This window comes from Sphingomonas sp. MMS24-J13 (assembly GCF_044905095.1).
GTDB lineage: Bacteria > Pseudomonadota > Alphaproteobacteria > Sphingomonadales > Sphingomonadaceae > Sphingomonas_I.
The window spans coordinates 2,607,010-2,630,149 of the sequence record NZ_CP173258.1 but is presented as its reverse complement, the minus strand read 5'-3'; the positions used below and the strand labels follow the sequence as shown (position 1 = coordinate 2,630,149).

At 65.3% G+C, this 23,140-nt stretch carries 23 protein-coding genes and 2 pseudogenes; 17 read left to right on the top strand and 8 right to left on the bottom strand.

The window, feature by feature from the left end:
• Window positions 1-58 precede the first annotated feature (58 nt).
• Together recO and leuB are read left to right on the top strand one after the other, a co-directional pair.
• On the top strand, window positions 59-790 hold the full coding sequence (gene recO / locus AB4Z44_RS12295; RefSeq protein WP_404709986.1) for a DNA repair protein RecO: 732 nt from the start codon (window positions 59-61) through the stop codon (window positions 788-790).
• 144 nt (window positions 791-934) lie between these two features.
• Window positions 935-1,978: a 3-isopropylmalate dehydrogenase gene (gene leuB, locus AB4Z44_RS12290; protein WP_404709985.1), complete on the top strand. Its 1,044-nt coding sequence runs from the start codon at window positions 935-937 to the stop codon at window positions 1,976-1,978.
• A gap of 146 nt (window positions 1,979-2,124) precedes the next feature.
• Here leuB and AB4Z44_RS12285 read toward each other — a convergent pair whose 3' ends face one another.
• Window positions 2,125-2,601: a glutathione peroxidase gene (locus AB4Z44_RS12285; RefSeq protein ID WP_404709984.1), complete on the bottom strand. Its 477-nt coding sequence runs from the start codon at window positions 2,599-2,601 to the stop codon at window positions 2,125-2,127.
• A 74-nt stretch (window positions 2,602-2,675) separates the two neighbouring features.
• On the opposite strand from AB4Z44_RS12285, the gene metZ reads away from it, so the two are divergent.
• The 3 genes from metZ to AB4Z44_RS12270 are packed head-to-tail and all read left to right on the top strand — an operon-like array spanning window position 2,676 to window position 5,073.
• Entirely contained in the window at window positions 2,676-3,881 is a 1,206-nt protein-coding gene (gene metZ, locus AB4Z44_RS12280) for an O-succinylhomoserine sulfhydrylase (RefSeq protein ID WP_404709983.1), read from the top strand.
• Complete coding sequence (gene apaG, locus AB4Z44_RS12275; RefSeq protein WP_404709982.1) at window positions 3,878-4,291, top strand: Co2+/Mg2+ efflux protein ApaG; 414 nt, start codon at window positions 3,878-3,880, stop codon at window positions 4,289-4,291. Before metZ ends, apaG begins: the two co-directional genes overlap by 4 nt.
• Complete coding sequence (locus AB4Z44_RS12270) at window positions 4,288-5,073, top strand: LysR family transcriptional regulator (RefSeq protein ID WP_404709981.1); 786 nt, start codon at window positions 4,288-4,290, stop codon at window positions 5,071-5,073. The genes apaG and AB4Z44_RS12270 overlap by 4 nt, the downstream gene beginning before the upstream one ends.
• A gap of 21 nt (window positions 5,074-5,094) precedes the next feature.
• On the opposite strand, the gene AB4Z44_RS12265 is transcribed toward AB4Z44_RS12270, so the two are convergent.
• From AB4Z44_RS12265 to AB4Z44_RS12250, 4 genes are all read right to left on the bottom strand, one after another.
• Window positions 5,095-6,498, bottom strand: a complete 1,404-nt coding sequence (locus tag AB4Z44_RS12265; RefSeq protein WP_404709980.1) for an MATE family efflux transporter — start codon at window positions 6,496-6,498, stop codon at window positions 5,095-5,097.
• A gap of 214 nt (window positions 6,499-6,712) precedes the next feature.
• Window positions 6,713-8,695, bottom strand: coding sequence for a DNA topoisomerase IV subunit B (parE, locus tag AB4Z44_RS12260; RefSeq protein ID WP_404709979.1), 1,983 nt, complete (start codon window positions 8,693-8,695; stop codon window positions 6,713-6,715).
• Window positions 8,696-8,755: 60 nt separating this feature from the next.
• The gene (locus AB4Z44_RS12255; protein WP_404709978.1) at window positions 8,756-9,202 is read right to left on the bottom strand and encodes a DUF4174 domain-containing protein; all 447 of its coding nucleotides are present in this window, start codon (window positions 9,200-9,202) and stop codon (window positions 8,756-8,758) included.
• Between the two features lie 118 nt (window positions 9,203-9,320).
• Window positions 9,321-10,013 carry a GcrA family cell cycle regulator gene (locus AB4Z44_RS12250; RefSeq protein WP_404709977.1) on the bottom strand — a complete coding sequence of 231 codons (693 nt, stop codon included), beginning with the start codon at window positions 10,011-10,013 and terminating at the stop codon, window positions 9,321-9,323.
• A gap of 61 nt (window positions 10,014-10,074) precedes the next feature.
• Between AB4Z44_RS12250 and AB4Z44_RS12245 the strand changes: the two are divergent.
• Window positions 10,075-10,904: pseudogene (locus AB4Z44_RS12245) on the top strand (ABC transporter permease).
• Between the two features lie 242 nt (window positions 10,905-11,146).
• Here AB4Z44_RS12245 and AB4Z44_RS12240 read toward each other — a convergent pair.
• Window positions 11,147-11,305: a YdcH family protein gene (locus AB4Z44_RS12240; protein WP_404709976.1), complete on the bottom strand. Its 159-nt coding sequence runs from the start codon at window positions 11,303-11,305 to the stop codon at window positions 11,147-11,149.
• Between the two features lie 177 nt (window positions 11,306-11,482).
• Here AB4Z44_RS12240 and AB4Z44_RS12235 point away from each other — a divergent pair, with 177 nt between their 5' ends.
• Together AB4Z44_RS12235 and AB4Z44_RS12230 are read left to right on the top strand one after the other, a co-directional pair.
• A complete protein-coding gene (locus AB4Z44_RS12235; RefSeq protein WP_404714225.1) occupies window positions 11,483-11,680 on the top strand; it encodes a YdcH family protein in 198 nt (65 codons plus the stop codon).
• 38 nt (window positions 11,681-11,718) lie between these two features.
• Window positions 11,719-12,321 carry an O-methyltransferase gene (locus AB4Z44_RS12230; protein WP_404709975.1) on the top strand — a complete coding sequence of 201 codons (603 nt, stop codon included), beginning with the start codon at window positions 11,719-11,721 and terminating at the stop codon, window positions 12,319-12,321.
• 123 nt (window positions 12,322-12,444) lie between these two features.
• Here the strand turns inward: AB4Z44_RS12230 and AB4Z44_RS12225 are convergent, their stop codons facing one another.
• Window positions 12,445-12,915: an Hsp20 family protein gene (locus AB4Z44_RS12225; RefSeq protein ID WP_404709974.1), complete on the bottom strand. Its 471-nt coding sequence runs from the start codon at window positions 12,913-12,915 to the stop codon at window positions 12,445-12,447.
• Window positions 12,916-13,154: 239 nt separating this feature from the next.
• Here AB4Z44_RS12225 and AB4Z44_RS12220 point away from each other — a divergent pair, with 239 nt between their 5' ends.
• The 8 genes from AB4Z44_RS12220 (at window position 13,155) to AB4Z44_RS12185 (ending at window position 21,161) form a co-directional block, all read left to right on the top strand.
• Complete coding sequence (locus AB4Z44_RS12220) at window positions 13,155-13,589, top strand: DUF1465 family protein (protein WP_404709973.1); 435 nt, start codon at window positions 13,155-13,157, stop codon at window positions 13,587-13,589.
• A 292-nt stretch (window positions 13,590-13,881) separates the two neighbouring features.
• Entirely contained in the window at window positions 13,882-14,508 is a 627-nt protein-coding gene (locus tag AB4Z44_RS12215) for a hypothetical protein (protein ID WP_404714224.1), read from the top strand.
• On the top strand, window positions 14,505-15,203 hold the full coding sequence (locus AB4Z44_RS12210; protein WP_404709972.1) for a response regulator: 699 nt from the start codon (window positions 14,505-14,507) through the stop codon (window positions 15,201-15,203). The genes AB4Z44_RS12215 and AB4Z44_RS12210 overlap by 4 nt, the downstream gene beginning before the upstream one ends.
• A 2-nt stretch (window positions 15,204-15,205) precedes the next feature.
• Window positions 15,206-16,549 (top strand): sensor histidine kinase, encoded by a 1,344-nt coding sequence (locus AB4Z44_RS12205; RefSeq protein ID WP_404709971.1) that lies wholly within the window; start codon window positions 15,206-15,208, stop codon window positions 16,547-16,549.
• Between the two features lie 505 nt (window positions 16,550-17,054).
• Window positions 17,055-18,329: a 3-methyl-2-oxobutanoate dehydrogenase (2-methylpropanoyl-transferring) subunit alpha gene (locus AB4Z44_RS12200; protein WP_404709970.1), complete on the top strand. Its 1,275-nt coding sequence runs from the start codon at window positions 17,055-17,057 to the stop codon at window positions 18,327-18,329.
• Window positions 18,330-18,498: 169 nt separating this feature from the next.
• A complete protein-coding gene (locus AB4Z44_RS12195) occupies window positions 18,499-19,503 on the top strand; it encodes an alpha-ketoacid dehydrogenase subunit beta (protein WP_404714223.1) in 1,005 nt (334 codons plus the stop codon).
• Window positions 19,503-20,810, top strand: a complete 1,308-nt coding sequence (locus AB4Z44_RS12190; protein WP_404709969.1) for a dihydrolipoamide acetyltransferase family protein — start codon at window positions 19,503-19,505, stop codon at window positions 20,808-20,810. The genes AB4Z44_RS12195 and AB4Z44_RS12190 overlap by 1 nt, the downstream gene beginning before the upstream one ends.
• 3 nt (window positions 20,811-20,813) lie before the next feature.
• A complete protein-coding gene (locus AB4Z44_RS12185) occupies window positions 20,814-21,161 on the top strand; it encodes an ArsC family reductase (protein WP_404709968.1) in 348 nt (115 codons plus the stop codon).
• 81 nt (window positions 21,162-21,242) lie between these two features.
• Here the strand turns inward: AB4Z44_RS12185 and coaA are convergent, their stop codons facing one another.
• The gene (coaA, locus tag AB4Z44_RS12180; protein ID WP_404709967.1) at window positions 21,243-22,490 is read right to left on the bottom strand and encodes a type I pantothenate kinase; all 1,248 of its coding nucleotides are present in this window, start codon (window positions 22,488-22,490) and stop codon (window positions 21,243-21,245) included.
• A 112-nt stretch (window positions 22,491-22,602) separates the two neighbouring features.
• On the opposite strand from coaA, the pseudogene AB4Z44_RS12175 reads away from it, so the two are divergent.
• Window positions 22,603-23,016, top strand: a pseudogene (locus AB4Z44_RS12175) (TonB-dependent receptor); the annotation flags it as partial.
• Window positions 23,017-23,140: the final 124 nt, after the last annotated feature.

Below are 23,140 nucleotides of genomic sequence, written 5' to 3'. Positions count from 1 at the left end.
CTTTGAGAATATGGCTTCCCGCCTCCGCGGGAACGACGGCAGAGAGAACGCATCCCTTATGCATATCGAGGCCCAGGCGATCGTCTGCGCGGTGCGACCGCATGGCGAGCATGGCGCAATCGTACGCGCCCTGACCCCTGCCGATGGGCTGGTCGCGGGCTATGTGCGCGGCGGCCGATCGCGCCGCCTGAAGCCGGTGCTGGTCCCCGGGAACCTGATCCGCGCCGATTATCGCGCGCGCACCGAAGAGCAATTGCCGGCCCTGACAGTGGAACTGGTCGAAAGCCGGGCGGGGATGCTGGGCGAGCCCCTGCCGGCCGCCGCGATCGACTGGGCGACCGCACTGGCCGCGGCGACCCTGCCGGAGGGACAGCCTTATCCGCCGTTGTACCAGGCGCTGGATGGGGTGCTCGCGGCAGTCGTCGCGGCACCGGCAGCGCGCGATTGGGCGGCGGCATTGGTGCGTTATGAGTTGCTGATGCTCAGCGAATTGGGATTCGGGCTCGATCTGTCCGGTTGCGTGGCGACCGGGGCGCTGACCGATCTGGCTTATGTCAGCCCCAAGAGCAGTGCCGCGGTCAGCCGGGCTGCGGGCGAGGTCTATCGCGATCGGCTGCTGCCTTTGCCGGCCTTCCTAATCGAGGGCGGGGCAGGGGAGTGGCCTGAATTGCTCGACGGGCTGAAGCTGACCGGTTTCTTCCTCGAACGCGATCTTCTTCATGGCCGTGCGATGGACGTGCTCGCCGCCCGCGAGCGGCTGGTCGACCGGCTCAAGCGAGTCTCGGCTTGAAAATCCTCCCCGGAACGGGGAGGGGAACCGCGCGAAGCGTGGTGGAGGGGGCACTCGGCCGGGCGCAGCGTTCGTCGCGGGCTCCCTCCACCATTTCTACGAAATGGTCCCCCTCCCCGCGCCGGGGAGGATTTAGGAAGTAACATGCTCATTGCCCTTTTGCCCGGAGACGGGATCGGTCCCGAAGTCATCACCCAGGCGCGCGCCGTGCTCGAGGCGGTCTGCGGCGATCGGCTGACGTTCGAGGAAGCGCTGGTCGGTGGCGCGGCGTACAAGGCCAAGGGGCATCCGCTGCCGCCCGAGACGCTCGATCTGGCGAAGCGCGCCGATGCGATCCTGTTCGGCGCGGTGGGCGATCCGGATTGCGACAAGCTCGAGCGTCGGTTCCGGCCCGAGCAGGCGATCCTCGGCCTGCGCAAGGAGCTGACTTTGTTCGCCAACCTGCGCCCCGCCAAGCTCTTCCCCGAGCTGGCCGATGCCTCGGCGTTGCGCCCCGAAGTGGCGGCGCGGATCGATCTGGTCATCATCCGCGAGCTCAATGGCGACGTCTATTTCGGCGAGAAGGGCATGCGCACCACCGCCGACGGCCGCCGCGAAGGCTATGACATCATGTCCTATAACGAGGACGAGGTGGCCCGCATCGCCCGCGTCGGCTTCGAAACCGCGCGCGCGCGCGGCCGAAAGCTCTGCTCGGTCGACAAGGCCAATGTGCTCGAAACCTCGCAGCTGTGGCGCGACGTGGTGATCGAGGTGTCGGCGGATTATCCCGATGTCGCGCTCAGCCACATGTATGTCGACAATGCCGCGATGCAGCTGGTGCGCGATCCGGGCCAGTTCGACGTGATCGTCACGGGCAATCTGTTCGGCGATATCCTGTCCGATCAGGCAAGTATGTGCGTCGGCTCGATCGGCATGCTGCCCTCGGCCTCGCTCGATGCCAACCAGAAGGGTCTGTACGAGCCAATCCACGGCTCCGCCCCCGACATTGCCGGGCAGGGCAAGGCCAATCCGCTTGCGACGATCCTCTCGGCGGCGATGATGCTGCGGTATTCGCTGGGTATGGCGGCCGAGGCCGACCGGATCGAGGCGGCAGTGGCGAAGGCGCTGGCAAGCGGCGCACGCTCGGCCGATCTGGGCGGGACGGTGACGACCAGCCAGATGGGCGCCGCGGTGCTGACGGCGTTGTAACGTGAAAATCCTCCCCGGTACGGGGAGGGGGACCATGCGTAGCATGGTGGAGGGGGCCCACCTCCTCACTGGCGCTTGCGTGGAGGTGGGCCCCCTCCACCACGCCGCTGCGCGTCGCGGTCCCCCTCCCCGTGCCGGGGAGGATTCTAGCCCAGCGCTTCCTCGATCGCCCCTACCAAGGCCGGATCGTCCGGCGTCGTCCGCGGCCCGAACCGGCCGATCACCGCGCCATCGCGCCCGATCAGGAATTTCTCGAAATTCCACGCGATCGGCCCGGCCGGCTCGGTCTTGACCAGTTCGGCGTAGAGCGGATGCTGGTCGGGTTCCTTGACGCTGATCTTGGCGAACATCGGGAAATCGACCGAGAAATTGGTGCGGCAGAAACTGGCGATCTCTTCGTTCGTACCCGGCTCCTGCGCGCCGAAATCGTTGGCGGGGAAGCCCAGCACCTCAAACCCCTTGCCGCGATAGGTGCGATAGAGCGCCTCGAGTCCGTCATATTGCGGGGTGAGCCCGCATTTCGACGCGACGTTTACCACCAGCAGCACCTTGCCTTCATGGTGGGCAAGGCTGTCGTCGGCGCCTGAAATGGTCTTGAGCGGGATATCCTGAATCGCGGTCATGGCGTCTCTCCTGTCGCGGGGACTCTCCGCCGCGCTTGCGCGCCCGTCAACCGCCGGGCAAAGGCTTGGCCATTATGAAGCGCACCACCGGACAGGACAGATCGATCACCTCGAAGTGGCGGCCCGCCACGCAGGCCGTGCGCGGCGGCACCGCGCGCTCCGAATGGGGCGAGACGAGCGAGGCGCTCTTCCTCACCTCGGGCTACAGCTACGACAAGGCGTCCGACGCCGCCGCGCGCTTCGCGGGCGAGCAGCAGGGCATGACCTATAGCCGGCTGCAGAACCCCACGGTCGAGATGCTGGAAAAGCGCATCGCCCTGATGGAGGGCGCGGAATCCTGCCGGACGATGGCGACCGGCATGGCGGCGATGACCGCGGTCCTGCTCTGCCAGCTCAGCCAGGGCGATCACATGGTGGCGGGCCGCGCGGCATTCGGGTCGTGCCGCTGGCTGACCGATACGTTGCTTCCCCGATTCGGGATCGAAACGACCATCGTCGACGGCAGTGATACCGATCAGTGGAAGGATGCGATCCGCCCGAATACGAAGCTCTTCTTCTTCGAGACGCCCGCCAACCCGACGCTCGATATCGTCGATCTGGAGGCGGTGTGCGGCATCGCGAAGGAGGCCGGATTGCTGAGCGTGGTCGATAACGCCTTTGCCACCCCGCTCCTGCAGCGACCGATGGATTTCGGTGCCGATATCGTCGCTTACTCGGCCACAAAGATGATGGACGGGCAGGGCCGTGTGCTCGCCGGTGCCGTGGTCGGCAAGGAGGAGTTCATCGAGAAGACCCTGCTGAGCTTTACCCGCAATACCGGGCCGACCTTGTCGCCGTTCAATGCCTGGGTGGTGTTGAAGGGGCTCGAGACGCTCGATCTGCGCATCCGCCGCCAGAGCGAGAATGCGCTCAAGGTGGCCAGCTTCCTCGATCGCCGCGTCGCCACGCTCTATCCGGGGCTCGCCAGCCACCCGCAGCATAATCTGGCGATGCGCCAGATGGATGCGGGCGGTACGATCCTGGCGATCAATGTCGACGGCGGACGAACGCAGGCGCACGGCTTGCTCGACGCGCTCGAACTGATCGACATTTCCAACAATATCGGCGACTCACGCTCGCTGATGACCCACCCTGCCTCCACGACCCATGCGGGCCTCTCGGCCGAGACCCGCGCGGCGATGGGCGTGGGCGAGGGGATGCTGCGGCTGAATGTCGGGCTCGAGGATCCGCAGGACGTGATCGAGGATCTCGATCAGGCGCTGGTGGCGGTCGGACTGTGACCACCTCGACCCTCGGCCTCTTCTTTCCGTACAGCGCGGAGACGAACGACGTCGTGGTACGCGTGGCGGTGAGCTTCCTCGCCGATCAGTCGGAACCCGCCCGCGGCCGCTGGTTCTGGGCTTATCATATCCGGATCGAGAATGCCGGCGAGCAGGAAGTGCAATTGCTCACCCGGCGCTGGCTGATCACCGACGGACGCGGCGCGCGCCATCGCGTGGCGGGCGAAGGCGTCGTCGGCGTCCAGCCCCTGATCGAGCCGGGCAGTTCCTACGATTATGTCTCCGGTTGTCCGTTGGACACGCCGACGGGATCGATGGAGGGCAGCTATCAGATGATCGATGCGGATGGACGGATGTTCGACGTCACGATCCCGCGTTTTCCGCTGGCAGGCCCGGCGGTGACCCAATGAAGCGGACGCATCTTCCCCTGAACGGCCTGCGCGTGCTGGATGCGGCGGCGCGCTATCTCTCCTTCACCCGCGCGGCGGACGAACTGGCGGTGACCCCGGCGGCGGTCGGCCAGCAGATCCGCACGCTCGAGGATGTGCTGGGCGTCGTCCTGTTCCGCCGCACCGCCAAGGGACTGGAGTTGACGCCCGAGGGTGCGGCCGGGCTCGACGCCTTGCGGCGTGGTTTCCTCGAATTCGAGGAAGCGGTGCGCGCGATGCAATCGCAGCAATCGTCGAAGCGGCTGACCATCGCCGCCCCGCGCGATCTCACCGCGCGCTGGCTCGCGGCACGGCTGGCGGCCTATGGCCGGACCGACGACGAACTCGGCTTCCATCTCATCGCCGCCGACGATGCGATCGATTTCACCCAGGCCAATCTCGATCTCGCCATCTGTCTGTCCGCCGACAAGGGCGAGCATGAGGGCGTGATGGTCGGCGGGACGGGCTATGTCACGGTCGGCATCGATGCCGCACCCGATCGCGCGATCGGCTGGCCTGGCTGCCCGCAGACCGACAATGATCCGGTGATCACCGTGGCCGATGCCGGGCTCGCGATCGATGCGGCAGCGGCCGGGCTGGGGCAGGCGACCGTACCCGCCCTGCTAGCCGAGGCCGATATCGCCGCCGGCCGGGTCAAGGCGCTGGCCGCGAAGGAGGGCGAAAAAGCCTATTGGCTGATCGCGCCTGTGCCGCAATGGCGCCAGAAGAAGGTCAAGGCGCTGGTCGCGGCCTTGGTGGGGTAAGATACGAGGCCTGAACGGCACTCAACCCGGCAAAATCTCTTCCTCGACCTCGGTCCTGAGCGCGGTGACGGCATCGCGCACCTCGGCCGGGTCGATCAAAGTCCGCCGCCACGGCCCCCAGATCAGCCAGCCGATCGCGAGCAGGCTCGCCAGCACATTGGCGATCGGGAAGCTCCACATCACGCCGTCGAGCCCGAGCGGCGTCCATAAGGCCAGCACCAACGCGCACGGCATCTGCATCAGCCATTGCATCACCAGCGAAATTCCCATCGCCTGCCGCGTGCTCCCGGCACCGCGGAACGCGCCGTTGAGCACCTGCGGCAGCGCCATGATGCCAAGCGAGGGGCCGAAGATGTGCAGGAAGTGGACCGTGCCCACGAGGATCGTCGGTTGCCCGGGCGCCATGAACGCGATCAGATAAGGCGCCGCCGGCACCAGCAGCAGCCCGATCGCAGTCAGCATCAGGAATGCGGCCAGCGCCGTGCCGCGTGCCGCCGCTTCGGCGCGAGCCATCTGCCCCGCGCCGATATTCTGCCCGACCACCGCGGCGGTCGCGACCGACAGGCCCAGCATCGGCACGAAGAAGAAGATCATGATCCTCGTGCCGAGCCCATAGATGGCGAGGGCGTTGGTACCGAAGCGTGCGGCGAGGCTCATCAGGACGAGGCTGCCGAAGGTGCGCGTCGCCTGCTCGATCGAGGCGGGGATGCCGATGCCGATCGCGCGACGGATATGGGGGAAATCGGGGCGAAAATGGTGGAGGCGCAGGCTGACGCCCGATCTGCCCCCGGCAAGGCGCGCTAGCCCAAGCACGCACGTCATCACCTGCGCGGTAACGGTCGAGATCGCCGCGCCGACCACGCCGAGCGCGGGGATCGGTCCCCAGCCGAAGATCAGGATCGGATCGAGCACGGCGTTGAGCACAACGCTCGCGACCATCACCCGCAACGGGTAGCGCGCGTCGCCCAGCGATTGGAGCATCGCCTGTGCAGTCATGAAGCCGAACATCGGCACCATGCCGAGATAGGATACCGAGAGATAGGCATGGGTCAGCCGGCCGATTTCGGGCTCGAGTCCGATCAGCCGGATCAGCGCGCCGTTGCCGATCAGCCCGATCGCCATGAAGCCCAGCCCGACCGCGCCGACCGAAAGCAACGTCTGGGCCGCGACATGATCGACCATCTCGGTCCGCCGCGCGCCGGCATATTGGGCGATGAACACCGATCCCGCGGTCGCGAGGCCCAATCCGAGCGCCAGCAGCACCCCGAACATCGGCGCCGACGCCGACACCGCCGCCAGCGCATCGCGTCCGGCATGGCCGAGGAAGTAACCGTTGACGAACTGGTAGGTCGCCTGGAGCAGGTTGGTCAGCACCACCGGCACCGCGATCGTCGCGACCGATCGCCACAGGCTGCCCTCGGTCACGGCGGAGGTGCGCTGGTCGAGAGTTTGGGTTTTGGTGATCGTTGCCTCCCCTGTTGGAGAAGCCTTGCGGCAGCAACGGGCGCTACGCAATCAGGATGAGGACCACCTTTGTTTTCCAGTCATGCTGAACTTGTTTCAGCATCCACCGTACGTGCCGCACTGTCCGTGCAAGTTGCCTGGAGGATGCTGAAACAAGTTCAGCATGACGGAGAGGCTAAATATCGATCGCGCCTTCCTCGACCGCACTGGCATTGGCCTGGATGAAGGCAAAACGGTGCTCGGGATTCTTGCCCATCAGCCGTTCGACCAGATCCTTCGTCCCCTGCCGCTCCTCATATTCCTGCGGCAGGGTGATGCGCACCAGCGTGCGGGATTTCGGATCCATGGTGGTTTCGCGTAATTGTTGCGGGTTCATCTCACCGAGACCCTTGAAGCGCGCGACCTCGACCTTCTTGCCCTTGAATTCCTTCGCCTCGATCCGTTCGCGATCCTCGTTGTCGCGCGCATAGAGGCTCTTGGTCCCCGATGTCAGGCGATAGAGCGGCGGCTGGGCGAGGTAGACCCGGCTGTCCTTCACGATCGCCGCCATCTCCTGAAAGAAGAAGGTCATCAGCAGGGTCGCGATATGCGCGCCGTCGACATCGGCGTCGGTCATGATGACGATGCGCTCGTAGCGCAGCGCCGACGGATCGCATTTGTCGCGGATGCCGCAACCCATTGCCAGGGTCAGATCGGCGATCTCGCTGTTCGCGCGGATCTTGTCGGCGCTCGCCGAGGCGACGTTCAATATCTTGCCGCGGATCGGCAGGATCGCCTGGGTCTTGCGGTCGCGCGCCTGCTTGGCCGATCCGCCGGCGCTGTCGCCCTCGACGATGAACAATTCGGTGCCGGTGGGATCATCGTTGGCGCAATCGGTAAGCTTCCCGGGCAGGCGCAGCTTGCGCGCACTGGTCGCGGTCTTGCGCTTCACGTCGCGCTCGGCCTTGCGCTTCAGCCGATCGTCCATCCGATCGAGCACGAAGCCCAGCAATGCGCGGCCGCGATCCATATTGTCCGACAGGAAATGATCGAAATGGTCGCGCACCGCGCTTTCCACCATTCGCGCCGCTTCGGGGCTGGTGAGACGGTCCTTGGTCTGGCTCTGGAATTGCGGATCGCGGATGAAGACCGACAGCATCAGTTCGACATCGACGACGACATCCTCGGGCGCGAGATCCTTGGCTTTCTTGTTGTTCACCAACTCGGCGAAGCCACGCAGCCCCTTGATCAAGGCAGCGCGCAGGCCATGCTCGTGCGTGCCGCCGTCGGGCGTCGGAATGGTGTTGCAATAATAACTGTACGATCCATCCGAATAGAGTGGCCAGGCGACTGCCCATTCGACCGAGCCTTGCCCATCGGGGAAATCCTGCCGCCCGATGAAGGGCGTGGCGGTGGCACAGGCGCGTTCGCCCAATTGCTCGCGCAGGTGATCGGCGAGGCCGCCGGGGAATTGGAACACCGCCTCGGCGGGCGTGTCGTCGCCGATCAGCGACGGATCGCAGCGCCAGCGTATCTCGACCCCCGCATAGAGGTAGGCCTTCGAGCGCGCGAGTCGGTAAAGCCGTGCGGGCTTGAAGCGCATCGCCTCGCCGAAAATCTCGGTATCGGGGGTGAAGGCGACGCTCGTGCCGCGCCGGTTAGGGGCGGCGCCGACCGTTTCGAGTTTCGAGGTCGGCAGGCCCCGCGCGAAGGTCTGGCGGTACAGCGTGCGATCGCGCGCCACCTCGATCACCGTATCGGACGAGAGCGCGTTGACGACGCTGATACCGACGCCGTGGAGGCCGCCGCTCGTATTGTAATTCTTGCCGCTGAACTTGCCGCCCGAATGGAGCATGGTGAGGATCACCTCCAGCGCCGATTTCTTCGGGAATTTCGGGTGCGGATCGACCGGCATGCCGCGGCCATTGTCGACGATTGTGATCCGATTGCCGGCGGCCAGCGTCACCTCGATCCGGGTCGCATGCCCTGCGACCGCCTCGTCCATCGCATTGTCGAGGACCTCGGCGGCGAGGTGGTGGAGCGCGCGCTCGTCGATGCCGCCGATATACATGCCCGGGCGGCGCCGGACGGGCTCGAGTTCCTCGAGCACCTCGATCGACGAGGCATCATAATTTTGCGGGGTGTTGGGCGTAGGGGAAGCGAAGAGATCGTCGGCCATTGGCCGCGACCTTAACGGAACAAAGGCGGGACGGAAACCGTCATCGCAGCGGGTGCGGAACTATCGATCGGTCTTGCGCTGCCCGGCATGCGCGCGACGGAGTTCTTCCTGCCGCATCGGCATTGCGTCGATCTTGCGCATGAGCGTGGTCGCATCGACCGGGCCATTGGCCTCGCTCGCGACCTTGCCGTCCTTGCCGATCAGGAAGGCGCGATAGATGGGGGCGGTGATATGATAGCGCCGTTGCAGGCTGTCGGCCTTGTCATGCGCGCCGAGCACGCGGCCTTCGGCAACCTGAACGAAGACGAGATCGCGGTTGGATGCCTCCAGCGCGGCCTTCGCCATCACGGCACTTTGCGTCGCCAGTCGTGGATCCTTCAGCGACGGTGCGAAGACGAGCAGCACGCGATTGTGGAACTGCATGCCGGCAACCGAGCGGAGATCGGTGGCGGTAGCGCCGGCCGGAGCGGCGAGAAGCAGGGACAGTGTAAGCAGGGGAAGGCGCATGCTATGAGAACGCCTGACACCCCCTGCATGATCCGCCCCGATTTGCGGCGGATCGAAAGATTTATGGGCCGGTCATTCGACCGTCATGCCAAACCAAGTTCAGCATGACGGGTCTCGGTCAGCGCACCCGCGGGCCGCCATAAGGCAGCGGCGGCGGCGGGCGGCGGTCACGGCGCGGCAGCTGCGCCTGATAGGCCAGTGAGCAGTGGCTCAGACAATAGGGGAAACCGGGATTCACCTGATCGCCGCAGAAGTGGAAATCGGGCTCGCCCGGGTGGCCGATCGGCCATTTGCAGATGCGATCGTTCAGATCGAGCAGGCTGGTCTTGCCGGCAATCTCGGCCGAAGGCTTGGCCGGCACCAGACGGCGCGGCGGCGCCGGGGGGATCGGGGCCTGCTGCTCATGCGGGTTCTGGCGGGCGAAACCGCCAGGCCCGATCGAGCGCACGATCGGTGCGGGCGCCGCAGGGGCCGCCTCGACGACGGGCTCGTCGTCCGAATCGGCTTCGTCGGCTTCGAACGGGGAGGCAGACACCGGTGCGGGGGCCGGTGCAGGCGCGGGCGCCTGGGGCGCTGGTGCGGCGGGCTCGGCCGCAACCGCAACAGGTACTGCAGTCGGCTCGGGCGCGGAAGCTGGCGCAGCCTCGCGCTGGCTCACCGGCGACGGACGCGACTGTAGGCCCAGGCGGTGCGCTTTGCCGATCACGGCATTGCGGCTGACGCCACCCAGTTGCTCGGCGATCTGGCTGGCGGTCATGCCATTCTGCCACATCTGCCTGAGCTGATCGATCCGTTCGTCCGTCCACGCCATTCGGCCATTCCCTGCGTCTTCGAGGCTTGTCGTGCGCGTGCCCGGCGACTACCCGGCAGGCATGATCGAGGCCCCGCTAAAAAACACGCGTCCCGCCCCCGGCGTACCGGTGATCCCGATGGTCAACTGGGGGGGCTGCGTGCCCTCTATATCAAGGAGGTGCGGCGGTTCTTCAAGGTGCATCTGCAAACGATCTGGGCCCCGGCGATCACAACACTGCTATATCTGGTGATTTTCACCGTCGCTCTGGGCCGTGGCGGGCGCGAAGTGATGGGAACGTCCTTCGCTAATTTCGTGGCGCCCGGCCTGATCGTCTCGACCGGCATGATGCAGAGCGCGTTCGCCAATGCCAGTTTTTCCCTGCTGGTCGGCAAGATCCAGGGCACGATCGTGGATTATCTGATGCCGCCGCTCTCGGCTGCCGAATTGCTCGCCGGGCTGGTCGGCGCAGCGATGACGCGGGCGATCATGGTCGGCGGCGCGATCTGGGTTGCGATGCTGCTGTGGCCCGGCATCACCCATATTCCGCAGCATCCATGGGCGGTGCTCTGGTTCGGGCTCAATGGCGCGGCCTTGCTATCGTTCATCGGCGTATTGGCGTCGATCTGGGCCGAGAAGTTCGATCACAATGCCGCGGTGACCAATTTCATCATCCAGCCGGCCTCCTTGCTGTCGGGAACCTTCTATTCGGTCGACAATCTCCACGGCGTGTTTCGCACGCTGAGCCACATGAACCCGATCTTCCACGTCATTTCGGGCTTCCGCTACGGCTTCCTCGGGATCGCGGATTCGAACATCACGGTGGGGGCGATCCTGCTGCTGGCGATCAACGGCGCGCTGGGGGCCTTGTGCTACGTGCTGATCCTGCGGGGCTGGAAACTGCGGAACTGACGTTCGCCCGTACCGTCATCCCAGCGAAGGCTGGGATCTCAGGAGGATCTGAATACTCCCTCGTCTCTCGCAACAGCCCGGCTTTCGCTGAGGTGACGATGGGGACGTTGGTTATGCGTCCCGCAACGCAACGGATAAGGCTTAAGCCCGATCCCAACCCCTCCCCATACGAGGAGGGGTTTCACGTTGCGTTGCAGCATTCGGCGCTCGGCCGATGCCCGATAAACCGGTAATTTTGTGCGCTAGCGAAGGTTTGCGAGCGCTTCCTTGATTCTGAGCTTTTGTTTCTTGAGCATCGCGACCAACATTTCATCGGGGGATGGCCGGCTCCGCTCGTTGGTGATTTGAGCGTCAATCCGCGCATGCTTGGCCATCAAAGCCGTAGAATGGGAATTGGTCATCGACTCACTCCTCTTCCTTTGTCAGGACCATCGAGTAAATCATGAGCCGCAGGCTTTGTCGCCGGGGTTTTGATCGTTACCTCGCAATTCAGTACCATTTCAGCGTAATCGCCGATGGGCTTGAGCGGTGCGCGCCAAGGCCTTAGGGCGCCGTCACGCGAGTGGTGGGATTGAATGATGGATGAGGCCGAAATCATCCGGCAGGTTGGGCTGCTGCGGCAGGAGCATCGCGATCTCGATGCGGCGATCGATGCGATGATCTTCGCCACCGCCAGCGATCAGCTCCAGGTCGCGCGACTCAAGAAGCGCAAGCTCAAGCTGAAGGACGAGATAGCCGCGCTCGAAGACATGCTGATCCCCGACATCATCGCCTGATCGAGATCGACCGCGCGGAAGCGGGATGGAGGACAAGGATGGACGCCAAGGTTCAGGCGGTTCTCGACACCTATCATGCCCAGATGCGCGCGGAAGGCGGGCTCGGCCCCGAGGATGCCGACTGGCGCGATCGCATGCTTCTGCCTGTCGGGGAAGACGCGGGGCGTTTCATCAACATCCTCGCCAGAAGCCTCGCAGCGCCGACGATCCTCGAGATCGGCACTTCCTACGGATATTCCGGCATCTGGCTGGCCGAGGCGGCGCGCGCCGCCGGTGGCCGGCTGATCACGCTGGAGTTGCAGGACTACAAATCGGTGCACGCGAAGGGGATGGCCGGGCAGGCGGGCCTCGCCGACTATGTCGATTTCCAGGTGGGGGATGCACTCACGCTGATCGAACGGCTGCCGGCAGGGATCGATTTCATCCTGCTCGATCTTTGGAAGGATCTCTACACGCCCTGCCTCGAGGCCTTCTATCCGAAGCTCAATCCGGGCGCGATCATCGTAGCCGACAATATGCTGTTCCCGGGCGGCGAAGAGGTCGCGCGATATGGCCGTGCGGTGCGGGCGATGCCGGGGATGACGAGCGTGTTGTTGCCGGTGGGACAAGGGCTGGAGGTCAGCCGGTACGAGGGTCGATAAAAGTCCTGTCCTTGGGAGGGGTTGGGGAGGGGCCGTGCGTCAGGACGAAGCGTCGCGTCCTTACCGCTGCTTTGGCCCCTCCTCCCTGCCCTCTCCCGCAAGCGGGAGAGAGGGTAATTGCCGTTACGCCGCCTGGCGGTCGTTCACGGCTTCGATTGTTTGCGGTTCGACCGCGCTGCCGATCGCGATGTTGCGGGGCTTCTTGTGCTCCGGCACTTCGCGGACGAGCTGGATGTCGAGCAGGCCGTCATTGTAGGCAGCGCCGGTCACCTTGATCGTGTCGGCGAGCTGGAAGCGGCGTTCGAACGCGCGCTTGGCGATGCCGCGATGCAGGAATTCGCGCTTGTCGGCTTCGGTGCCTTCCTGGGCCCGGCCGGTGACGATCAGGACATTGTCCTGGGCGGTAATCTCGAGCTCGGAACGGCTGAAGCCGGCGGTCGCCATCGAAATGCGGTAGGCGTCTTCGCCGACCTTCTCGATATTGTAAGGGGGATAGGCATCGCCCTCGCCGCGGGTCGCGAAATCGACCAGGCGGTTGAGGTTTTCGAAGCCGATGGAGGTGCGCAGCAAAGGCGCGAAATCGAAGGTACGCATAGTTTCCAATCCTCGCTCAAGCGATTGACGTTGATTGGCCCGCAGCTCTCGCCGCCGGGCCGATGGCCCCGCCCCGATTGGCGACGGGGGCCGTCCTATAGCTAGGAAATGTGCGCGCCGTTTCAATGGCCGATCCGGACCCTTTTCGTAAACCTTCTTTCTCCATTTCGGCGTAACCTGCGCTGTGGCATGACGCAGCCTTGGGGGGCAGGAGCATTGGGATGAACGGTAGCGGGAGCATGGCCGCGAGACTCGCGGATTCGCTATATACCGAGGCTCTGCTGCTGGCCGACGAAATGCGCGCCTATTTCGATCGCGACGGGTGCGCCGATCGCGATCAGCTCTCGCCTTACGGGCGCGTGCAATTTGCGTGCGAATCGCTGAAAGCGACGACGCGGTTGATGCACGTCATCGCGTGGCTGGCGACGCGGCGCGCGATCGATAATGGCGAATTGGCTGCAGCCCAGGTCGGCGCGGCCGAGCGACGCCTCACCGAAGCCTCGCCCAGCGCGCCCGAGGTCCTGGGCGGATTGCCGTCACCGGCGCGTAAGCTGATCCTGACCGGAATCGATTTGTACGAACGGGTCGGGCGCCTGGCCGATGGCATCGAAGCGCCGATCGCGATGGCGAGCCCGGCCAGGGCGCTATTCCGCAGGCTGGAGAGCGCTTTCTAACCAGAAATCGCCCGTCCGGCGGAGGATTTTCAGGCGCCGCCCCCAATATTGCCGCTCTATATCATACTGGCATCCCGGCGCACGGGGCTGTTACAGCATTGCAATCCGTCGTCACCCCAGCATGCTAGGCCCGCCATAATGAAAATAAAGCGGCGTCATCGCGCCACCATTCTTCTGCTGATCGCGCTGCCTCTGCCGATTTGGGGGGGCTCATGGCGGCCAAGTCGCCCAAGCTTCCCCCAACGCCCCTTATTGTGCCCTGCCGGGTACGCCGCAGACCTTCGTGTCGCCGATGGGTGAGCCGTTCCGCGCGGCGGCAGGCCAGCCTTATCCCTCTGCGATCTGGGCGGCGGCGGCCGATACCAACCATGACGGTGCGATCGATCGCACCGAATTCCTTGCCGATGCGCAGCGCTTCTTCCGCATGCTCGACACCGATCATGACGGCCGCCTCACGCCCGAAGAGATTGCCGCCTATGAATCCAACGTGGCGCCTGAAATCGCTTTGTATCGCGGCCGGCGGCTGCCCCCTCTCGGGAGCGAGCGGGAGAAGGGCCAGCGGCCGCATGAAGATGCCTTGCCGGATCTGCTGGGTGTCGTGCCGCAACGCGTCAGCAGGAATGACGACAGCGATTATGGCGGGCCGATGGGGGCAGGGCGCTTCACCTGGCTCAACATTCCGGAGCCGGTCTCGGCGACCGACGCCGACATCGATCGTCTGGTGAGTGCGGCCGAGTTCGCCGCCGCGGCCAGCCGCCGCTACGATACGCTCACCGCCGGACGTGGCATGCTCAAACTGGCCGATCTTCCCAAAACCCCGGCGCAGATGTCGCTGGAAGGACCATGCGTGCCGCGCAAGGTCGCGCGACAGGACCAGCGGCGCGAAAACGAAAATCAGCAAAGAGGACGCTCGCAATGAACGATACGACGCCGCGCCTGCTGGTGGTCGACGACGATGCCGAACTGCGCACGCTGATCGCCGAATTCCTGAGCGCGAGCGGCTTTTCGGTGGAGGCCGCCTCCAATGGCGAGGCAATGGACAAATTGCTCCAGCAGGGCCGCTTCGATCTGATCGTGCTCGATCAGATGATGCCCGGCGAGGACGGCCTGTCGATCCTGCGCCGGCTGCGCGGGCCCAATGGCCCCGCGATCATCATGCTCTCCGCGATGGGCGAGGACACCGATCGCATCATCGGGCTCGAGGTCGGCGCCGACGACTATCTCGCCAAGCCATGCAATCCGCGCGAACTTCTGGCGCGGATCCGCGCCGTGTTGCGGCGGCGCGCAGGTGGGAGCGAGGCTGGGCCGATGGGCAAGGTCCGCCGCTTCGGCAGCTGGGCGCTCGATATCGTCCAGCGCCAGCTCACCCGTACCGGGGTCTCGGTGGCGCTTACCGACGCCGAATTCCGTACCCTTTCGGCCTTCCTCGATCGGCCGCAGCGTGTGCTGACGCGCGATCAGCTGATCGAACATGCGCGCGGGCTCGGCAGCGACGTGTTCGATCGCGCGATCGACGTGACGATCAGCCGATTGCGCAAGAAGCTCTCGCCCGACGATCCGATCCGCACCGTGCGTAACGAAGGCTATATGTTCACGCTCAAGGTCGAGGGCTGATCGTGCGCGTGCGGCCCGGGCAATGGTCGGTCTACTGGCAGACGCTGGGGCTGTTGCTGTTCGGGCTGATGATCGCGCAGGCGGTCGGCGTCGGCATGCTGTTCGTGCTGCCGCAGCCGCGGCCCGACTTCAACCGCTTGTCCGATGTCGCGGCATCGCTGTCCGGCACGCCGCTGGATCGGGCCGAGCGCGAGGAACGCGAACAGGCACTGAGCGTGCGGTTGAGCCCCGCACCGCCGGCGGCACCACCCAAATTGGTGAGCGAGCCGGTCTTCACCCACGCGCTGGCGGCACGGCTGGGTGTGGCCGACGACGCGGTCCGGCTCTATTATCAGCCCGACGCGCAGCCGCATCTATTCTCGCGCCGCGGCCACTTGCACGGCGTGCCGATCCGCAGGCGCGAACCGATCTTCTTCGGCCGGCTCGTCGCCGCTTATCAAACCGCGATAGGCTGGCGCGTTGCCGAAACGCCGCCCGCGCCCTTCATTTCCGAATGGCAGCGGCGCATCCTGATCTGGTTCGCCGCCGGTGCCGTGGCCCTGATCCCGCTCGCCTGGACGTTCGCGCGCGCCATCAGCCGCCAGATTCGCCGCTTCGCCGACGCCGCCGACCGGCTCGGCACCGATCCCAACGCGCCTGCGGTCAAGGAAGAGGGGGCGACCGAATTGCGGGTTGCCGCGCGCGCGCTCAACCGCATGCAGCAGCGGCTCGCCGATTATCTCAGCGAGCGCACCGCGATGATCGGCGCGATCGCGCACGATCTGCGCACACCGCTCGCGCGCATCGCCTTCCGGGTCGAGGCGGCGCCCGATCCGGTGCGCGACAAGGTGCTGGCCGACGTCAAGCAGATGCAGGCGATGATCTCCGCCACGATGGCGTTCACCCGCAACGCAGCCACGCCCGGCGAGCGGGCGACGATCAATCTGGCGGGTCTGGTCTCGGCGATCGTCGAGCAGGAGGGTGATCTGGAACGGCCGGTGAGCCTGCGCGCGAGTGAGCCGGCGCGGGTCCATGGCGATCCGCTCGCGCTCGAGCGGCTGATCCAGAATTTGATCGACAACGGCGTCGCTTACGCCGGCGCGGTCGAGGTCTCGTTAACCCGGGCCGAAGGCGAGGCGCGGCTGAGCGTCGCCGATCGCGGTCCTGGGCTACCGGTCGATACGCTGGAGCGTGTGTTCCAGCCTTTCTGGCGCGGCGACCCTTCGCGCAATCGCGAGACTGGTGGGATCGGGCTTGGCCTGACCATCGCCCGCTCGGTGGCGGAGGATCATGGCGGGCGGTTGACTCTCCGCAATCGGCCCGATGGCGGGCTCGAAGCTTTGCTCAGATTGCCGTTGGCTGCCTGATCCGTCCCGCCCATCTCTTCAGAAAGGGCAGGCCAGGCTTACACATTCACCCGATGCCGATACTCTTCCTCGCGCTGTTCCCGCGCGATCATCCGTTCCAATTCCGCCGCATAACCATTCAACTCGCGCGCAAGTTTACTGCCATAGCACGTTTCCGCCAGCCGCCGTGCGCGGTCAGCCTCAACCTGAAGATACCGATTCATACGCCCCGCAACCGTTACATCCGATATGGAGCAATTCGCGGGGTGTGAAATGGTTTCGGGCGCTGCGACGGGCGGTATTGTTTTTCCGTCGGAACGAACATGCGATGCCCGTTGACCGACAGCGCCTGCATACTCGCCGTTCGGGAAATCCGGTTGCGTCTTAATGGCTTGGTCAGGGCGATCGGCGACGCGTCCAGCTTGGCCGCTTCACCATAAGGATGCTTGCTTTCTTGCGCGATTGTGAAATAAAATAATCCAGGCAACAACGCCGCGCTTAGACGCGTTTCGAGAGGATGGGAGAGATGGCCGACGCACCGCGCGGGCGCAACCTGCCGCCGCTCAAGCTCCACATACCCGAGCCCAAATTCCGGCCGGGCGATGCGGTCGACTATGCAGATTTCGATCGCGGCGAGGCGGGCGCGGTTCCCCGGCCCGACATTGCGGCCAAGCCATCGGGAATACGCGATCTCGCTTACAGCCTTATCCGCGTGCTGGACGATGCGGGCAATGCGGTGGGCCCATGGGATCCCCGGATCGAGCCTGAGCGACTCGTCGGGATGCTGCGTCACATGGCGCTGACCCGCGCCTTCGACGATCGCCTCTACCGCGCGCAGCGCCAGGGCAAGACCAGCTTCTATATGAAGTGCACCGGCGAGGAGGCGTGCAGCATCGGCGCGGCCTATGCGCTCGATCGCGACGACATGGTGTTCCCGTCCTACCGCCAGCAGGGCATATTGATCGCGCGCGGCTGGAGCCTCGTCGACATGATGTGCCAGGTCTATTCGAACCGGGCCGACCGGCTGAAGGGCCGGCAGATGCCGATCATGTATTCGTCGCGCGAGGCCGCCTTCTTCTCGATCTCGGGCAATCTCGCGACGCAGCTGCCCCAGGCGGTAGGATTCGCGATGGCGAGCGCGGCCAAGGGCGATAGCCGCATCGCTTCGGGCTGGTGCGGCGAGGGATCGACCGCCGAGGGCGATTTCCACTCGGCCGCCACCTTCGCCAGCGTCTATCGCGCGCCGGTGATCCTCAACGTGATCAACAATCAGTGGGCGATCTCCTCCTTTTCGGGCTTCGCCGGTGCCGAGGCGACGACCTTCGCCGCGCGTGCGATCGGCTATGGCATCGCCGGCTTGCGGGTCGACGGCAACGATGCGCTGGCGGTCTATGCCGCGACCGAATGGGCGGCCGAGCGTGCGCGCGCCAATGCCGGGCCGAGCCTGATCGAGTTCTTCACCTACCGTGCCGAGGGCCATTCGACCTCGGACGATCCGACCAAATACCGGTCGGCCGAAGAGAATGCCAAATGGCCGCTCGGCGATCCGATCGCGCGGCTGAAACAGCATCTGATCGTCATCGGCGCATGGGATGAGGCGCGCCAGGCGGCGATGGACCGCGAAGTTGCCGAGGAGGTCCGCGCCGCGCAACGGGAAGCCGAGAGCATCGGCGTGCTCTCCGACGGGCTCAAGCAGCATCCTTTCTCGACCATGTTCGAGGATGTGTTTGAGGAGATGCCCTGGCATCTGCGCGAGCAGAGCCGGCAGATGCAGGACGAAGCGAAGGATGTGGGGCTGTGAGTTACCCTGCTAATGCAGTCATCCCCGCGAAGGCGGGGATCCATAACCTCCGAACCCTCGAGCATATGAATTCCCGCCTTCGGGGTCCCCACAAAGTACTACTTTGTGGGGTACCCCTGCGCGGGAATGACGGCATGGGCGTATGACCGAGGCCCCAACCACCCGGCCGATGAACATGATCCAGGCGATCAATTCCGCGCTCGACGTGATGATGGCGCGCGACGCGGCGATCGTCGTGATGGGCGAGGATGTCGGCTTCTTCGGCGGCGTGTTCAAGGCAACCGAGGGCTTGCAGGGCAAATATGGCAAGACCCGCGTGTTCGACACGCCGATCTCCGAGCTCGGCATCATCGGCGTCGCGGTCGGCATGTGCGCCTACGGGCTGCGCCCGGTGCCCGAGATCCAGTTCGCCGATTACATCTACCCCGCCTTCGATCAGCTGGTGAGCGAGGCGGCGCGACTGCGTTATCGGTCGGCGGGCGAATATATTGCGCCGCTGACGGTGCGTTCGCCCTTTGGCGGCGGCATCTTCGGCGGACAGACGCACAGCCAGAGCCCCGAGGGCATCTTCACCCATGTCTCGGGGCTGAAGACGGTGATCCCGTCCACCCCCTATGACGCCAAGGGGCTGCTGATCGCGGCGATCGAGGACAATGATCCGACGATCTTCTTCGAACCCAAGCGCATCTACAACGGCCCGTTCGACGGCCATTACGACAAACCGGTCACGCCATGGTCGAAGCATCCCGCGAGCGCGGTGCCCGAAGGCTATTATCGCGTGCCGCTGGGCGAAGCGGCGATCGTGCGCGAGGGCGAGGCGGTGACGATCCTGTGCTACGGCACGATGGTCCATGTCGCGGTCGGCGTCGCCGCGGAGACCGGGATCGACGCCGAGATCATCGACCTGCGCACGCTCGTGCCGCTCGATATCGCCGCGATCGAAGCGTCGGTGCGCAAGACCGGGCGCTGTCTGGTCGTGCACGAGGCGACCCGTACCTCGGGCTTCGGCGCCGAACTGTCGGCACTGGTACAGGAACGCTGCTTCTATTCGCTCGAGGCGCCGGTGGCGCGGGTGACGGGTTGGGACACGCCTTACCCGCACAGCCTGGAATGGGCCTATTTTCCCGGGCCTGTGCGGCTCAAGCGCGCGCTCGACAAGCTGCTGGAGGGCTGATGGCACGCACCGAATTCAAGCTGCCCGACATCGGCGAAGGCATTGCCGAGGCCGAGATCGTGGCGTGGCACGTCAAGGTCGGCGATATCGTCGCCGAAGACGATCCCTTGTGCGACATGATGACCGACAAGGCGACGGTCGAGATGACCGCACCGGTGGCGGGCCGGATCGTCGCGGTGGCGGGCGAGGTCGGCGACCAGATCGCGATCGGATCGGTGCTGGCGGTGTTCGAAGCCGAAGGCGAGGCGGCGGCCGAGCCGCTGGTGGAGGTCGCGCCGAACGAGGCGGCAGGCGTAGCGTTGCCCGAGGAACCGTTCGTGCCGAGTGAAGTCGAGGCACCCGCAGCGCCGAGCGCAGCCGAGGCACGCCTTGTTGAAACGCCACCTTCAAACAATCCCATATCGACTTCGCGCGATGCCGGCGGTCCCTCGACGTCGCTCGGGACGAACGGGGATAAGAAGAGGATACTCGCCTCACCCGCGGTGCGTGAACGCGCCAAAGAACTCGGGATCGATCTCGCGCAGGTCAAAACCGAAGGCGATCGCATCCGGCACGCCGATCTCGATGCCTTCATCATCTACAATCGTGGCTATCGCCCCTCCGCCACTGCGCGGCCCGACGAGCAGATCAAGGTGGTCGGCCTGCGCCGCCGCATCGCCGAGAATATGGCGGCGTCGAAGCGACATATTCCGCACTTCGCCTATGTCGAGGAATTCGAGGTCACCAAGCTGGAAGCCCTGCGCGCCGATCTCAATGAGACGCGCGGCGCCAAGGACCGGCTGACGATCCTCCCCTTCCTGATCGTCGCCGCGTGCAAGGCGCTGCCCGCTTTCCCGATGCTCAATGCGCGCTACGACGACGAGGCGAATGTCGTTACCCGCTTCGGCGCGGTCCATCTTGGCATCGCGACGCAGACCGACGCCGGGCTGATGGTGCCGGTGATCCGCGACGCGCAATCGCGCAACGTCTGGCAGCTTGCGGCCGAGGTGAAACGCCTCGCCGAGGCTGCGCGCAGCGGCAAGGCGAAGAGCGAGGAGCTATCGGGATCGACCCTCACCCTGTCGTCGCTCGGCCCGCTCGGCGGGATCGCCGCGACGCCGGTGATCAACCGGCCCGAAGTGGCGATCCTCGGGCCGAACAAGGTCGTCGAGCGGCCGGTGGTGAAGGACGGCGCGATCGTCGTCGCGAAGATGATGAACCTCTCCATCTCCTGCGATCATCGCGTGATTGACGGGCATGATGCGGCGAGCTTTGTGCAGGCGATGAAGCGGCTGGTCGAAACGCCGGCCTTGCTTTTCGTGGAGTGAGCGGTGCGCCTGACTTTGTATGGAATCCCGAACTGCGACACGGTGAAGAAGGCGCGTACATGGCTCGATGGCCATGAGGTCGCGTATGATTTCCGCGATTACAAGAAAGCCGGGATCGACCGTGCCTCGCTCGAGCGCTGGGTCGGCGAGCATGGCTGGGAGACGGTGCTGAACCGCGCCGGCACGACCTTTCGCAAGCTGTCCGAGAGCGAGCGGAGCGATCTCGATGCGGGCAAGGCGATCGATCTGATGCTGGCGCAGCCGTCGATGATCAAGCGCCCGGTGGCGGATCTGGGCGATCGAACGATCGTCGGGTTCAAGCCTGAGGTTTACGAGGCTTCATTCAAATAAAACATCATTCCCGCGGAGGCGGGAATCCATAAACTCTGAACCTTCGAGAATATGAATTCCCGCCTTCGCGGGAATGACGGATTATAGCTTCCGCAGCCACAGACTATCGACCGAATGGTTCGCACTCTTGCGGATGATCACGTCCGCGCGCGGCCGGGTCGGCAGGATATTCTCGACCAGATTGCGTTCGTTGACGTCGCGCCAGATGCGCCGCGCAATCGCCTTCGCCTCATCCTCGGGCAGCACCGCCAGCCGGTGGAAGAACGCGGTCGGGTCCTGGAAGGCGGTGGCGCGCAGCACCATGAAGCGCTCTTCGAACCAGCGTGCGGCGTCGGCGGATTCGGCGTCGATATAGATGGAGAGGTCGAAGAAATCGGAGGCGGTGAACGGCGCGCGGAAGCCGTCCGGGCCGGCACCGATCTGGAGGACGTTGAGGCCCTCGAAGATCAAGATGTCGGGCGCGTCGATCCGCTGGACCTCGCCCGGGATCACGTCATAGACGTGGTGCGAGTAAACAGGTGCTTCGGCCTGTCCCGACGATCGCACGTCGGCGAGGAACTGGATCATGCGGCGTACATCGTAGCTTTCGGGGAAGCCCTTGCGCTCCATCAGCCCGCGCTCCTCGAGCGTGGCGTTGGGGTAGAGAAAGCCGTCGGTGGTCACCAGATCGACCCGCGGCGTATCCGGCCAGCGCGACAAGAGGGCCCGCAGCAGGCGTGCGGTCGTGCTCTTGCCCACCGCGACCGATCCCGCGATCGCCACCACATAGGGGCGTTTGGCCGGCGGACGGCCAAGGAAGTCGTCAGTGACCCGCGCCAGCCCCTGGGCGGCATTGACGTGGAGGTTGATCAGCCGGGTGAGCGGCAAATAGATGTCCTCGACCTCCTTGAGCGAGGTCGGCTCGTTGGTGCCGCGCAATTTGAGCAAGTCGCCCTCGTCGAGCGTCAGCGGCACCGCCGATCGCAGCCGGGCCCAGTCGGGACGGGTGAAATGGGTGTGGCTCCATCCGACGATCGGCATCTGATCCGCCGCCCGACGGCGGCCCGTGCGGGGTACGGCCGGCGCAGCGCGATCGTCGGGGCGGCGCGTATCGATGAAGTCGAGCGGAACCAGCCGCGCACCGGCGACCAGATTGCCCGGCACCCGCGCGGCGGCCATGATCTCCGCATAATGCGTGCCGTCGATGAATCCCTTCACCAGCCAGCGATGGACGGTCGAGGGCGGCTTGCCGATCGCGGCGGAAAAGCGGGTGAGGCCGCCGAACTTTGCGGCGACGATCGCCGCGGGGGCGCCCCGGTCGATCGGCCTTTTGGGATTGCTTCGCGTCACGCGCCATGCCTTTCCACCATGCGAGTTGCAGCGCAACCTTGCGTTCGCTAATTTGCAATATGCGAATTTAGCGCTTGCAGCATAGCCGTTACAGGCGCATTTATTTTGCATCATGCAAAATAGATCGCTGCTCGTCGCCGCCTGCTCGCTGGCATCTCTGACTTTCGGGCTGGCTGCGCCGGTCCATGCGCAGGCGGCGACCACTGCCGACGATGCGCTGCCCGATATCGTCGTGACCGCCGAGCGGCGGATCGCGCCGGCGCAATCGATCGGCGTGGCCCTGTCGGTGCTGGGCGGCGACACGCTGGCGCAGCGCGGCGTGACCGGGGTCAACCAGCTTCAATATCAGACCCCGGGGCTGGAGGCGGTTCCCGCCTTCGGCAGCGGCCAGCCGCAATTCCGTCTGCGTGGGGTCGGCTTCGACGATTACGCGTCGAACAATGCCTCGCCGGTTGGGATCACGGTCGACGATATTGCCAAGCCGCTGCCGATCCAGACGCAGGGGCTGCTGTTCGATCTTGATCGGGTCGAGGTGCTGCGTGGGCCGCAGGGGACGCTCTACGGGCGCAATACCACCGGCGGCGCGATCAATATCGTCACCGCGCGGCCAACCGACCATCTCTCGGCCGGCGTCGATGCCGATTACGGGC